Source organism: Micromonospora sp. NPDC093244 (assembly GCF_040683695.1).
GTDB lineage: Bacteria > Actinomycetota > Actinomycetes > Mycobacteriales > Micromonosporaceae > Micromonospora.
Window position 1 is genome coordinate 104,686 of sequence record NZ_JBFBEO010000004.1, and the last position, 13,198, is coordinate 117,883.

The 13,198-nt window shown below is 72.8% G+C and carries 11 protein-coding genes; 8 read left to right on the forward strand and 3 right to left on the reverse strand.

Annotation, left to right across the window (positions count from 1 at the left end; genetic code table 11):
* Window positions 1-345 precede the first annotated feature (345 nt).
* From dacB to tilS, 3 genes are all read left to right on the forward strand, one after another.
* Entirely contained in the window at window positions 346-1,806 is a 1,461-nt protein-coding gene (gene dacB / locus AB0N27_RS21290) for a D-alanyl-D-alanine carboxypeptidase/D-alanyl-D-alanine-endopeptidase (protein ID WP_364373357.1), read from the forward strand.
* 85 nt (window positions 1,807-1,891) lie between these two features.
* Window positions 1,892-2,962, forward strand: coding sequence for a zinc-dependent metalloprotease (locus AB0N27_RS21295; RefSeq protein ID WP_364372412.1), 1,071 nt, complete (start codon window positions 1,892-1,894; stop codon window positions 2,960-2,962).
* A gap of 11 nt (window positions 2,963-2,973) precedes the next feature.
* Complete coding sequence (gene tilS / locus AB0N27_RS21300; RefSeq protein ID WP_364372415.1) at window positions 2,974-3,966, forward strand: tRNA lysidine(34) synthetase TilS; 993 nt, start codon at window positions 2,974-2,976, stop codon at window positions 3,964-3,966.
* A 3-nt stretch (window positions 3,967-3,969) separates the two neighbouring features.
* On the opposite strand, the gene AB0N27_RS21305 is transcribed toward tilS, so the two are convergent.
* The gene (locus AB0N27_RS21305; protein WP_364372418.1) at window positions 3,970-4,932 is read right to left on the reverse strand and encodes a helix-turn-helix domain-containing protein; all 963 of its coding nucleotides are present in this window, start codon (window positions 4,930-4,932) and stop codon (window positions 3,970-3,972) included.
* 138 nt (window positions 4,933-5,070) lie between these two features.
* Between AB0N27_RS21305 and AB0N27_RS21310 the strand changes: the two genes are divergently transcribed.
* The 4 genes from AB0N27_RS21310 (at window position 5,071) to folE (ending at window position 9,082) form a co-directional block, all read left to right on the forward strand.
* Window positions 5,071-5,220 carry a hypothetical protein gene (locus AB0N27_RS21310; RefSeq protein ID WP_364373413.1) on the forward strand — a complete coding sequence of 50 codons (150 nt, stop codon included), beginning with the start codon at window positions 5,071-5,073 and terminating at the stop codon, window positions 5,218-5,220.
* A gap of 101 nt (window positions 5,221-5,321) precedes the next feature.
* The gene (gene hpt / locus AB0N27_RS21315; protein ID WP_030328005.1) at window positions 5,322-5,897 is read left to right on the forward strand and encodes a hypoxanthine phosphoribosyltransferase; all 576 of its coding nucleotides are present in this window, start codon (window positions 5,322-5,324) and stop codon (window positions 5,895-5,897) included.
* 462 nt (window positions 5,898-6,359) lie between these two features.
* Entirely contained in the window at window positions 6,360-8,378 is a 2,019-nt protein-coding gene (gene ftsH / locus AB0N27_RS21320; RefSeq protein WP_364372422.1) for an ATP-dependent zinc metalloprotease FtsH, read from the forward strand.
* 35 nt (window positions 8,379-8,413) lie between these two features.
* Window positions 8,414-9,082, forward strand: a complete 669-nt coding sequence (folE, locus tag AB0N27_RS21325) for a GTP cyclohydrolase I FolE (RefSeq protein WP_364373360.1) — start codon at window positions 8,414-8,416, stop codon at window positions 9,080-9,082.
* A gap of 69 nt (window positions 9,083-9,151) precedes the next feature.
* Here the strand turns inward: folE and AB0N27_RS21330 are convergent, their stop codons facing one another.
* Both AB0N27_RS21330 and AB0N27_RS21335 read right to left on the reverse strand, forming a co-directional pair.
* Window positions 9,152-9,841, reverse strand: a complete 690-nt coding sequence (locus AB0N27_RS21330; RefSeq protein ID WP_364373363.1) for a hypothetical protein — start codon at window positions 9,839-9,841, stop codon at window positions 9,152-9,154.
* Between the two features lie 46 nt (window positions 9,842-9,887).
* Window positions 9,888-12,449 (reverse strand): FtsK/SpoIIIE domain-containing protein, encoded by a 2,562-nt coding sequence (locus AB0N27_RS21335; RefSeq protein WP_364372425.1) that lies wholly within the window; start codon window positions 12,447-12,449, stop codon window positions 9,888-9,890.
* 185 nt (window positions 12,450-12,634) lie between these two features.
* Here AB0N27_RS21335 and AB0N27_RS21340 point away from each other — a divergent pair, with 185 nt between their 5' ends.
* Window positions 12,635-13,198: a hypothetical protein gene (locus AB0N27_RS21340; protein ID WP_364372428.1), complete on the forward strand. Its 564-nt coding sequence runs from the start codon at window positions 12,635-12,637 to the stop codon at window positions 13,196-13,198.

Genomic DNA, 13,198 nt, shown 5'->3' on the forward strand with positions numbered 1-13,198 from the left:
GGGAGCGTCGCGCGCGGTACCGGACGATCCGGCTCCGGTGGTGCCACCGGGCGGGTTCCGGTGCCCGACGCCCACCTCCCGCGTGCCGCCGAGCCGCAGCCCACGCCGTCGCCGGAGACGGTGAACGGCAGTCCCGCCCCGCTGCCCTGGAACCCCACTCCGGGGGCGACCCCGGCCGGCCCGAACACCGGCCGCTTCCCCGTCCTCGGGGGTGAGCGGCCCACGAGCGCCCCGCCGCGGGGGAGCGCCGCCGTTCCGACCAGCCCGGCGCCGGGCGGCCCCTCACCGGATCAAGAGCCGACCGCTCCGAACGGCGTTCCGCCGGTGGGCCCGCCGATCTCCGCCCTGCCCGCGCCGGCCGACGCCGCACCCGAGCCCGCCGCGCCGCGTCGCCGACGCCGGCTGCCTGTGGTGCTGGCTGTCGTGGTGCTGCTGGTGCTCGCCGCCGTCGGGGTAGTCCTGACCAGGCCCGGCCCGGTGGCCGGCTGGCTGGGCGACGACACCGGGTCGGCGTCGACAGCCGCCGCCGCGACTCCCGAACCGGACCCGTCGGACGTGCTTTCCGACCCGGACCCGAACGCTACGATGCCCAGCCCCGACGGGGTCCGGGCCGCGCTCGACCCGCTGGTCGGGGCCGCCGCGCTTGGCGACCGGGTGAACGTCTCGGTGGCCGACGTGACCTCCGGCCAGACGCTGTTCGCCAAGGGCGCGGACGACGGCACGGTGCCCGCCTCGGTGACCAAGTTGGCGACCGCGGTGACCGTGCTCGCCGCGCGGGGGCCCGGGTACCGGATCCCCACCCGTGCCGTGGCCGGCGCGAAGCCCGGCGAGGTGGTGATCGTCGGCGGCGGGGACCCGACGCTCGCGGTCGACAAGAAGGGCTTCTACCCGGGCGCCGCGCGCCTGGACGACCTGGCCGCCCAGGTGCGTACGGCGCTCGGCGGCACCGCCCCGACGAGCGTCACCGTCGACGGTTCGGTCTACTCCGGTCCGGTCTACGGGCCGGGCTGGGACGACGACATTCCGACAGGCGGGTACGGCGGGGCGATGACCGCGCTGATGACCGACGGGGCGCGTAAGGACCCGGGTGCCGCCAGCGGTGGCGCCGAGCGGGTGGCCGAGCCGGATCTGGCCGCCGGCCGGTCGTTCGCCAAGCTGCTCGGCGTACCGGCGGGCACCGTCAAGCGCGGCACGGCCCCGACGCCGGCCGCGGCTGGCACCCCGGCGCCCGGCACCGAGCTGGGCGTGGTGCAGTCGCCGCCGATGATCAGGCTGGTCGACATCATGATCAGTCAGAGCGACAACCTGGTGGCCGAGGCGCTCGCCCGGCAGGTGGCGCTGGCCCGCAACCAGCCGGCCTCGTTCGACGGGGCCGCTGCCGCGATGGACGCCGAGGTGGCCGAACTGGGACTGCCCGCCGAGGAGATCACGCTCTCCGACGGCAGCGGGTTGTCCCGCGACAACCGGATCAGCCCGTCGCTGCTGACCGACCTCATCCGGCTGGCCGCCAGCCCGGACCACCCGGAACTCGCGGGTGTGTTCGGGGGTCTGCCGGTGGCCGGGTGGTCCGGGACGCTCGACGACCGTTACCGCGATGCGCCGGGCACCGCCGCCGGGGCGGGCGCCGTACGCGCCAAGACCGGCACGTTGACCGGGGTGCACGCCATCGCCGGTCTGGTCACCACGGCCGACGGCCGGCTGCTCACGTTCGCGGTGCTCACCGACAAGGTGCCAGGTGGTACGGACACCGCCCAACCGGCCCTGGACCGGATCGCGGCGGCGCTTGCCGCCTGCGGCTGCGGCTGACCCGGGCGCCCGGCGGGGCCGCGACCGGCGTCGATCGCCGGCGCGAGCCCGGGCCGGGGTGTCGCGGCGCGGGTACGGTGGGTCCATGGCGCAGTTCGTGGACTGGGATCTGGCCGCCGCCACCGCGGGGGCGTTGAGCAAGTCGGGCCCTCGGGTGTCGTACGCCGAGGCCACCGACGTGGTCGGCGACCTGCGACGGCTGACCGAGGAGGCGGCCGGGCACGTGGCCGACTACACGGGGCTGCGGGCGCAGGTGTCGCATCCGCCGGTCCGGGTGGTCGACCGCAAGGACTGGGCCGCGGCGAACATCGCCGGTCTGCGTGAGGTGATCACCCCGCTGGTCGGCCGGCTCTCCGGCGACAAGCCGCCGGGCGCTCTGACCGAGGCGATCGGGTCCCGGCTGACCGGGGTGCAGGCCGGCACCGTGCTGGCCTACCTCTCCGGCCGGGTCCTGGGCCAGTACGAGGTCTTCTCCGCCGAACCCGGCCAGTTGCTGCTCGTCGCACCGAACATCGTCGAGGTGGAGCGCAAGCTCGGCGCCGACCAGCGGGACTTCCGGCTGTGGGTGTGCCTGCACGAGGTGACCCACCGGACCCAGTTCACAGCGGTCCCCTGGATGCGGGCGTACTTCCTCAGCGAGGTGCAGGCCTTCGTGGACGCCTCGTCCAGCGGCGGCGAGCACCTCGTCGAGCGGCTGCGGCGGGGGGTCTCCACCCTGTCCGACGCGGTCCGCGACCCGGAGAGCCGCACGAGCGTGCTGGACATCGTGCAGACCCCCGCGCAGCGGGCCGTCCTGGACCGGCTGACCGCGCTGATGACACTGCTGGAGGGGCACGCCGAGTTCGTGATGGACGGCGTCGGCCCGCAGGTGATCCCGAGCGTGGAGCGGATCCGCGCGTCGTTCAACAGGCGCCGCGAGGCGGGCAATCCGCTGGAGAAGGCGATCCGTCGGCTGCTCGGGGTGGACGTGAAGATGCGCCAGTACGCCGAGGGGCGCAAGTTCGTGCACGGCGTGGTCGAGCGGGTCGGCATGGACGGGTTCAACTCGATCTTCAACTCGCCGCTCACCCTGCCCCGGCTCTCCGAGCTGGGTGACCCGGACGCCTGGGTGGCCCGGGTGCACGGCCCGGCCGGCACCGTCCCGGCCGCGGGCTGACCAGCCCGCCGGTGGCCGCGCTCGCCCCGCCGGTGGCCGCGATCCGGGTGGCGGTCCGCCGCGCGCTGGCCGGGCTGCCGGTCGGCGGGCCGGTGCTCGTCGCCTGCTCAGGTGGCGCCGACTCGCTCGCCCTGGCGGTGGCGACCGTCTTCGTGGCACCCCGGCTCGGTCTGGTCCCCGGCCTGGTGACCGTCGACCACGGTCTGCAGACCGGTTCCGCCGTGCGGGCCGACGCGGTGGCGGCCTGGGCCCGCGATGCCGGGTTCGCGTTCGTGGAGGCGGTCCGCGTCGAGGTGGCCGGGCGGCCGGGTGGGCCGGAGGCGGCCGCCCGCGAGGCCCGGTACCAGGCGTTGACCGAGGTGGCCCGTCAGCACCACGCGGTCGCCGTGCTCACCGGGCACACCCGCGACGACCAGGCGGAGACGGTCCTGCTCGCGCTCGCCCGGGGCGCCGGCCCGCGCGGCCTGGCCGGGATGCCCGCCCGACGGGACCTGTCCGGGGTGCCGCTGCTGCGCCCGCTGCTGGGGACCGGCCGGGAGCAGACCCGCGACGCCTGCGCCGTGCTCGGTCTGCGGCCGTGGCAGGACCCGCACAACACCGATCCGTCGTACGCCCGGTCCCGGGTGCGGGCCGACGTGCTGCCGGCGCTGGTGCGGGCTCTCGGGCCAGGCGTGGTGGACAACCTCGCGCGTACGGCCCGGCTGGTGGCGGCCGACAACGCCGCCCTCGACGACCTGGCGGAGGCGGCCCTCGCGGCCGGCAGGCATCCCGAGGGTGGGCTCTCGGTGCCGGCGCTGGCCGGCCTGGCCCCCGCCGTACGGGGCCGGGTGCTGCACGCCTGGGCGCGTGAGCTGGGTGCCCTGCCGGGTGCCCTGTCCCATCGGCACGTCGCCGCGCTGGACGCCCTGGTCACCGACTGGCGCGGTCAGGGTCCGACGGACCTGCCCGGGGGAGTCCGGGTGCTCCGCCGCGCCGACCGGCTCGCCCCGGTGACCCAGGACTGATCGTCAGGCGCTGTGCGCCCGGTCCCGGAACGTCGTCCGGTAGCTGTGCGGGGTGGCGCCGACCCGGCGGCTGAAGTGGTGCCGCAACGCCGCCGCGTCACCGAACCCGGCCTGGTCGGCGACCGCCTCCACGCTCAGCGGCGTCTCCTCGAGCAGCCGTCGGGCGAGCAGCACCCGCTGGTTGGTGAGCCAGTCGTGCGGGGTGGTGCCGGTCTCGGCGCGGAACCGTCGGGCGAACGTGCGCGGGGCCATCCCCGCCCGGGCGGCCAGCTCCTCCACGGTGATCGTCCGGTCCAGGTGTCCCATCAGCCACTCCAGCACCGGTTCCAGGGTCGGCGCCTCGGGCGCCTTCGGGATGGGCGCCTCGACGTACTGGGACTGCCCGCCGTCGCGGTGCGGCGGGACCACCATCCGCCGGGCCAGCCGGGTCGCGGTGGCCGAGCCGTGCTCCTGGCGGATGAGGTGCAGGCAGGCGTCGATGCCGGCGGCCGTGCCGGCGCTTGTGAGCAGCCGCCCGTCGTGGACGTAGAGGGAGTTGCAGCGCACCCGGGCGCGGGGATGGCGGCGTTGCAGCTCGTCCACGTACCGCCAGTGGGTGGTGCACTCCCGGTCGTCGAGCAGCCCGGCCTCGCCGAGCAGGAAGGCTCCGGAGCAGACGCTGAACAGGTGTGCGCCCCGTGCGTCGGCGCGGCGCAGCGCGTCGAGCACCGGCCCCGGAACGACAGTGCCCTGACTGTGCGCGGGGACGGCCACCAGGTCGGCCTCCTCCACCGGGCCGAGGTCGGCGTGCGGGGTGAGGTGGAACCCGGACGAGGTGCGTACGGCCGCGCCGTCCGGGCTGCACAGCTGGAAGCGGTAGCTGGGGAATCCGTCCGCCGTCCGGTCGGTGCCGAACACCTCGGCGAGCACACCGAGCTCGAAGGGGGCGACCTGGTCGAGGACGAGGACGGCGACGTTGCGCAGCATGTGACGAGGGTAACCCGAGAGGTGGCAGTAAATCGATGCCCAATGGCATCACTGCCACTGTCCGGTCGGCGCGAGTGGTCGCAGACTGGTCTCAGTCCGGTGCGCACCGGCGGCGAAACCGACAGCAACCATGCGAAAGTGAGCGCCGCCATGGAGTTCCTGCTCTTCCTCCTGTTCCTCGTCCTGCTCGTCGCCGCCTCGGCGACTGGCCTCACCGCCGACAGTCACGATTCGGCCGACTGGAAGCCCAGTGACGACGGCCGCCGCTGGCGGTCACGTACCAGCTGATGTGTTTAGCGGTTTATCTACCGAAAAATCCCGGGCGGGACCGCGCCAAAAGGTGCGGCCCCGCCGACGGAGCCCATCCGACGTACGGCAGGCTAGGAGTCATGGCTGACGGCTCCTGGTACGACGCCGACATCGACCACGTGATCATTTCCGAGGCGCAGATCCGCGAGAAGACCGCGGAACTGGCCAAGCAGGTCTCCGCCGACTACGCCCACGTGGGCGACGGGCTGCTGCTGGTCTGCGTGCTCAAGGGCGCGGTGATGTTCATGGCGGACTTCGCCCGGGCGTTGGGCCGCAACGGTCCCCCGGCCGAACTCGACTTCATGGCCATCTCCTCCTACGGCCAGGGCACTACCTCCTCCGGGGTCGTCCGCATCCTCAAGGACTTGGACCGGGACATCGCCGGCCGGCACGTCGTGGTCGTGGAGGACATCGTCGACTCCGGGCTGACGCTCTCCTGGCTGCTGCGCTACCTGGAGTCCCGCTCGGCGGCGAGCGTCGAGGTCGTCGCGCTCTTCCGCAAGCCGGACGCGGTCAAGGTGCCGGTCCCGGTGAAGTACGTCGGCTTCGACATCCCCACCGAGTTCGTCGTCGGGTACGGCCTGGACTTCGGTGAGCGGTACCGCGAGCTGCCGTACGTCGGAGTGCTCAAGCCCGAGGTCTACGCCCGCTCCTGACGGCGTCCCGCGGCCGTCGATGACCGTGTGAGGCCAACTCGCATCGGCATCCGTCAAGCCGACGTTCAGCGCGCTCTCAGCTCTTCCGGTTACCGTGGAGCCCGGTGGCGTGGAGGCTCACTCCGCGCCCGGCCCCCTCGACCGCGTGACCGGGCGTTCGGAGGGTCGGGCCGGACTCCCCGCCACGCCGGTATTCGCCCGGACCCGCCGTACGTCGGTGCGGGGCTGGTGGGCCTGCCCACGGTGTACGCCGTCGATGTCGACAGTGCGCCGAGTGCGGGGCTCGCAAGCTCACTCCTCGCGTACACGGTGTACCGTCGAATGACCGCGGCGCGGCAGTTTCGCGCCTCGGGGTCGAGCCGGCCCGCACGGCGGCTCCGGCTGCCGCACACCGCGGCGACACCATCAGACGGTCAGGACGTCGATCAGGAGGATGCGGGCGCCCCGGCGCTCGACAACAGTATGGAACGTACGCGTTTCTTCCGCCGACCGGTGGTCTGGATCATCCTGGTCATCCTCGGCGCCGTTGTGCTCAGTCAGCTGTTCACCGCTGGTCCCAGCTACCACCGCGTGGACACTTCCGTTGCGCTCGACCAGCTGCACACCGCCAAGATCAATAAGGTTGTCTTCCAGGACAAGGAGCAGACGCTCCAGCTCGACCTGGCCCAGAAGACGAAGTTCGGCGAGACCAACACCAACAGGATCGAGGCCCAGTTCCCGTACCAGGCTGGCGACCAGATCTGGAACGAGGTGCTGGACGCCAAGGCGGCCAACCGGGTCACCGGCCCGGCCGACGCCAAGGTCTCGTCGGACAGCATCTGGATGAGCCTGCTCATCAACCTGCTGCCGATCGCGCTGCTCGTGCTCCTGCTGCTGTTCTTCATGTCGCAGATGCAGGGCGGCGGCTCCCGCGTGCTCAACTTCGGCAAGTCCAAGGCGAAGATGATCACCAAGGACACGCCGAAGACGACCTTCGCGGACGTCGCGGGTGCCGAGGAGGCCGTCGAGGAACTGCACGAGATCAAGGACTTCCTGCAGAACCCGGCGAAGTACCAGGCCCTCGGCGCCAAGATCCCGAAGGGTGTGCTGCTGTTCGGCCCGCCCGGTACCGGTAAGACGCTGCTGGCCCGCGCGGTCGCCGGTGAGGCCGGGGTGCCCTTCTACTCCATCTCCGGCTCGGACTTCGTGGAGATGTTCGTCGGTGTCGGCGCGAGCCGGGTCCGTGACCTCTTCGAGCAGGCCAAGGCGAACGCCCCGGCGATCGTCTTCGTCGACGAGATCGACGCCGTCGGTCGGCACCGTGGTGCCGGCATGGGTGGCGGTCACGACGAGCGCGAGCAGACGCTCAACCAGCTGCTCGTCGAGATGGACGGCTTCGACACCAAGGGCGGCGTCATCCTGATCGCCGCCACCAACCGCCCGGACATCCTCGACCCGGCGCTGCTGCGCCCGGGCCGGTTCGACAGGCAGATCCCGGTGGACGCCCCCGACATGGAGGGCCGCAAGGCCATCCTGCGGGTGCACGCCAAGGGCAAGCCGTTCACGCCCGACGTCGACCTCGACTCGGTGGCACGGCGTACCCCGGGCTTCAGCGGCGCCGACCTGGCCAACGTGATCAACGAGTCGGCTCTGCTCACCGCCCGCAAGGACCAGCGGGCGATCACCAACGACTCGCTCGAAGAGTCGATCGACCGGGTGATCGCCGGTCCGCAGCGACGGACCCGGGTGATGAGCGACCAGGAAAAGAAGATCACCGCGTACCACGAGGGTGGGCACGCGCTGGTCGCCTGGGCGCTGCCGCACGCCGCTCCGGTGCACAAGGTGACGATCCTGTCCCGTGGCCGTTCCCTCGGCCACACCCTGGTGCTCCCGACCGAAGACAAGTACACCCAGACGCGCGCCGAAATGATCGACACCCTGGCGTACGCGCTGGGTGGTCGGGCCGCCGAGGAACTGGTCTTCCACGAGCCCACCACCGGTGCCGGCAACGACATCGAGAAGGCCACCCAACTGGCCCGCGCGATGATCACCCAGTACGGCATGAGCTCGAAGCTCGGCGCGATCAAGTACGGCACCAGCGGGGACGAGCCGTTCCTCGGCCGCAACATGGGCCACGAACGGGACTACTCGGACTCGGTCGCCGCCGAGATCGACGGCGAGATGCGGGCGTTGGTCGAGCTGGCGCACGACGAGGCCTGGGAGATCCTGGTGGAGTACCGGGACGTCCTGGACAACATCGTGCTCGAGCTGATGGAGAAGGAGACCCTCTCCACGGCCGACATGGCCCGGATCTGCTCCCGGGTGGTCAAGCGCCCGCCGCTCGCGCCGTACAACGGCTTCGGCAAGCGGCAGCCGTCCACCGAGCCGCCCGTGCTCACCCCCGCGGAGAAGGACAAGCTCAAGGCGCAGGCCCAGGCCGACGGCGCGCAGGCGTCAGTCGGTGGCGGGGCGCCGTCCAACAACTCGGACGGTACGCACTGAGCAACGACCCGACGGCCAGCTCCCCTCACCGGGAGCTGGCCGTCTCCGCGACCGAGCCCGACGACGGCGACGACGGCCTGGACTACGTGGCCGCGCGGCTGATCAGCGGCAAGCTGACCGGCCGCCCGGTCGAGGACGCGGTCGACCTGGGCCGCATCGAGAAGGCGGTCCGGGAGATCCTCATCGCCGTCGGTGAGGACCCGGACCGCGACGGGCTCCAGCAGACGCCCGCTCGGGTGGCCCGCGCGTACGCCGAACTCTTCGCCGGCCTGCGGGTCGACCCCGGCCAGGTGCTCAGCACCACCTTCGAGGCCAACCACGAAGAGCTGGTGATCGTCCGGGACATCGACGTGATGAGCCTCTGCGAGCACCACCTCCTGCCGTTCCGCGGCAGCGCGCACATCGGCTACATCCCCGGCCCCGACGGACGGATCACCGGCCTGTCCAAACTGGCCCGGCTGGTCGAGGTCTTCGCCCGCCGACCCCAGGTGCAGGAGCGGCTCACCTCCCAGGTCGCCGACCTGCTCATGGACAAGCTCGCCCCGCGCGGCGTCGTCGTCGTGCTGGAATGCGAGCACATGTGCATGGCGATGCGCGGCATCCAGAAGTCCGGAGCGAAGACCATCACGTCGGCCGTACGCGGAATCCTGCAGACGGACTCCAAGTCACGCGCCGAGGCGATGGCGTTGATCATCCCCCGCTGACAGCCTGACCCGACACGGCCGGCCACCCACCCCGGGGGCCGGCCTTTTTCGTGCGCCCGACCCGGTGGGTCAGCCGGCCAGCAGCGCCAGCAACAGGCCCGCCGTGACCAGCACCGCCGGCACCAGGCAGACCAACGCGCCGAAGCGCACCGTCCGGTCCAGACGCTCACCCGGGCCGGGCCGGAACACCCGCCCGATGGCCAGCCAGGCGACCACGAAGGCCACCGCCGGCATCGGCAGTCCGCAGATCAACGCCGCCACGCTCGCCGCGCCCGTCCCGGTCGCCGCGTACACCACGACCTGGATCAGCGGCACCAGCAGCGCCAGCGGCCCGTACACCAGGAGGTTCCGGGCCCTCGCCGGCCACGACCCCGGCCGGAACCGGCGCCGCGCGGCCAGCGCCGCGTCCGCCCCCTCCGCCCAGCCCCGCGCCGTCCGCAGCGTCGCCAGCACGGCCGCCGGGCCGCCCGCCATCGACCGGGCCGCCTCGCTCAGCTCCGGCGGCGACGGCACCAGCGAGATCGCCGGTACGCCCAGCTCCCGCAGCCGCTCCTGCTGGCTCGCCAGCCCGGTACGGACAAGCGTCAGCTCCTCCCGGGCCGCCTCCGCCGACCGTGCCTGCTCACCGGCGGCAGCCGCCGCGCCACGGCGTACCCCGTCCAACTGCCGCGCGGCCGCCAGGTACTCCGACCAGGCAGCGGTGGGATCCCCGTCGGTCCCGTTCGACCCGGCGGTACGCTGCCGCCCCGGTCCTGTCACCGTCGCGTTCGGACCCACACCGACACCCTCCGCGCCCGCCATCGGATCACCAGGCCTCGTCGGCGAACGGTACAAGCACCGTGCCCCGCTCGTCCGGGCCGTCCCAGAGCACTGCCCGGTCCGGGCGGGCCCGCCACTCCACGGGCCGGCCGAAGACGGCGGAGAGCTGCGCCGCCGGCACGTCCAGCACCGCCACCGCGGCCAGCTTGTCCACCTCGCCGTCCGGCTCCAACAACGCGGCGAACGGCGGCACCGCGCGCCACCAACCCAACAGGTGCCGACCAGCCGGCGGGCCATCCCGCAGCAGGGCGCGCAGCCGGTCCACGGGCAACTCCCGCGGCCCCGGCCGGTCCAGCCCGAAGACCACCAGATAGGTCGGCAGGTCGGAATCCACGTCCCCGAGCACCGTCGGCAGGTCCACCATGCTTGCCGGATGCCGGGCGGCCAGCTCGGCGGTCAACGCCTCCGCCAGCGGCCGGGCACCCGGATCCGGTGCCGCCACCAGGAAACGGGCCGTGCCCGGCGGGTGGTGGACCGCCGTGCTGCGGGCCGCCGTCGCCAACAACCCGCCCGCCGCCGGACCCGAACCCAGCACCGCCAGGTTGCGGCCCGCCGCCGGCCCCAGCGGTACGGAAACCGTCGAGCGCGCCACATCCACAGCCCGGCCCAGCAGAGCGGCAGCCCCACGCGCCTGCCCCGCCGCCGCCGACCGGTACCGCGGGTCGTTCCCCAGCAGCGGCCGGGCGTACCCGGCGAAGACAACAGGCGGCGCCGAACCGGCGGGCCGCGCCTCCCACATCTCGTGACGCAGCTGCTCCACCACCTCGGGGTGGTCCTGCGGGTCGGGATGCCTGATCAACCGCTCGTGACCGCGGATCGCACCACGCGGACCACCCAGCCCACCTGCCGTGTTCACCACCGCGCTGCCCACCGGCAGGCCGGCGGCCGAATCATTCGTCGGCTCCAACACCGGGCTGCCACCCGGCAGCGCAACCCGCACCGGAAACTGCCCCAGCACCGAATCCCGGTGCCCGGCGTCCGCCCGGGCCGACAACCCCAACTCACCCGCGCCGGCCAGCACCAGATGCACACCCCAGGCCCGACCGGTCCGCGCCAACCCGTCCACCTGGGCCGCCACCTCGGCGGACAGCCGGTCCCGTTCGGCGAAGAGCAGCGGCACATTGTCCACCACACAGACGATCCGGGGCAGCGGCCGGTGCTCGCGCAACTCGGCGAAGCGCTGACCACCGGCACGCCCACCCGCCTCCGCGCGGCGCCGCACCTCAGCCGTCAACTGGTCCAGCAGATCCCGGACGTACTCCCGGTCGGCGGCCATCGCCGCCGCGCGCACCTGCGGAACCCACGACCGGTCCCGCTCGGTCTGCAGAAACTCCACGAACGACTCACCGTCGCCGAGATCCACCAGGTAGAGCGCGAGGTCGTCCGGGCCGTACCGGGCCGCCAGACCGAGCAACGCGGTGGTCAGGAAAGCCGCGCGACCCCCGCCGGACCGGCCACTGACCAGCCAGTGCGGCGTCAGCTCGGTGAAACCCAACGGCACCGGCCGCCCACCGGCGTCGCCGACCGTGGTCGTCAACCCGTTCGCCGGATCGGACCCCCAGAGCCGGTCACCCGTCGCCGGCAACAACTCCGCCAAACCCAGCCGGGAACCCGCCTCCACCTGCGCGGCGAGCCGCCGACACACCGCGTCCACCAGGTCGGCGGGCGGATCCGCCTCGACGAAGACCGGCGAGTTCAGGCCACCCGGCTGTTCGGCACCCGGACCGGCGAACGACGCCCCCGGCGGGTCACCCAGCAGAGCGTACGCGTTGCGCAGCGCCAACGGCGTCGCGTGCGGCAGCGGCCCCCGAGCCGCGTACGGCCCGGCGGGCGGCCAACCCGCCACCACCAGATGCAACCCGGCCGACGGCCCCTGCTCGGCCAACGCCTCGATCCGCGCCAGATCGGTGGGCCCGGTCAACTCCGGCAGCGCGGCAACCACCAGCAGCAACGTCCGGTCGTGGCGTCGACGCCCGCTCGCACCCGGAGTCACCCACTGCTCCGCCTCGGTCAACACCGCGCGCAGGCCCGCCACATCCACCGCCGGCGGCGGCAACAGACCGGCGTCGGCGAGCGCCCCGAACGGGGCCAGCGCATCACCCGTGGCGTCCACCGCCCGGACCAGCAGCGCACCGGCCGGGGCCGCACCCAGCGACCGCAGCAACACCGCCCGGAGCAGCCCCGCCACCCGAGGCTCCCGCGCGTCGACGTCCACACTCAGATGACCCGTGCCCACCAGCGGCACCAGCGCCGGGAAGCGGGCATCGTCCAACGGCGCCGCCGTACCCACCCGGACGAAGAGAGGCGGACCATCACCCGCCGGAGAATCCACAGTGAGCGAATCCAGAGCAACCCCCGACCAGCCCGGAGCCAACCGCGCCGCGACCGCCCGCAGCCGGTCCGCAGCCTCGTACTGGCGGCGCTGATCGGCAGGGGCCGGGCGGGTCTCGTCCAGGATGCCGGCGGCGGCCGTCGCCACAGCCGCAGCCCGGCGGTGCAGAGCTGCGGCGCGGTTCGTACGAGCCTTCGGACCGGCCACCGCGTCCACCCCCTCTAGCCGAGGTTGGCAACCCCTCCCGAGCAGAGACGGTATCCCAGCCGAGGCCGCTCCTCCGGGAGGTACCGCGGCGGTGCGCCGGTGTTGTCGTGGATCTCACCGGTGGGGAGGGGTCCGTCACGATCCGCTGGATCTGAGGCATTGGCTCCGGAGCCTCCAGCCGATAACGTCAGGAGGTGGAATCAGTGCAGCCCCCCGCCGGTTCCCAGGTCTCCCGCGTACCGGCCCAGCGGACGCCGTCCGAGCAGCTGCCGCCGGCCCCGGCCGCGCCGGCCCCGCAAACGCCGCGCCGGCGGATGCGGACGATTCTCATCGTGGTCGGCGGGGTGCTCGCCCTGCTCAGCGTGGGCGCCGCCATCACCGCCTACGTCCTCTACGACCGCGCGTCGACCCCCGACCGCAGCACGCCAGATGTGGCAGTAGTTAACTATCTTCAAGCCGCACTCGTTTCCCGCGATCCCAACAGGGCGAAGTTGTTTACTTGCGAGGGGGCGGTGGCGGATTTGGATAGTTTCGGCGCTCAGATTGCCAAACGAGAGCAGGAATTGAACACGTCTTTCTCTATCAATATAGAGAATGTCACTGTCTCGAAGACGGGTCCCGTGGACGCCTCGGTTAGCGTGGTCATCCGACGGAGTGCATCGATTGATGGAATTCAACAGAGCCTGGCCGACCGCTGGCGGTTTGAGCTGAGGGACAGCGAGGGTTGGCGCGTATGTTCCGGTTCTCGAATCGGCTGA

Coding starts and splice junctions, on each gene's coding strand:
- AB0N27_RS21295 (WP_364372412.1), top strand. CDS start 1,892: ATGGCGCAGTTCGTGGACTGGGATCTGGCCGCCGCCACCGCGGGGGCG.
- AB0N27_RS21305 (WP_364372418.1), bottom strand. CDS start 4,932: ATGCTGCGCAACGTCGCCGTCCTCGTCCTCGACCAGGTCGCCCCCTTC.
- hpt (WP_030328005.1), top strand. CDS start 5,322: ATGGCTGACGGCTCCTGGTACGACGCCGACATCGACCACGTGATCATT.
- ftsH (WP_364372422.1), top strand. CDS start 6,360: ATGGAACGTACGCGTTTCTTCCGCCGACCGGTGGTCTGGATCATCCTG.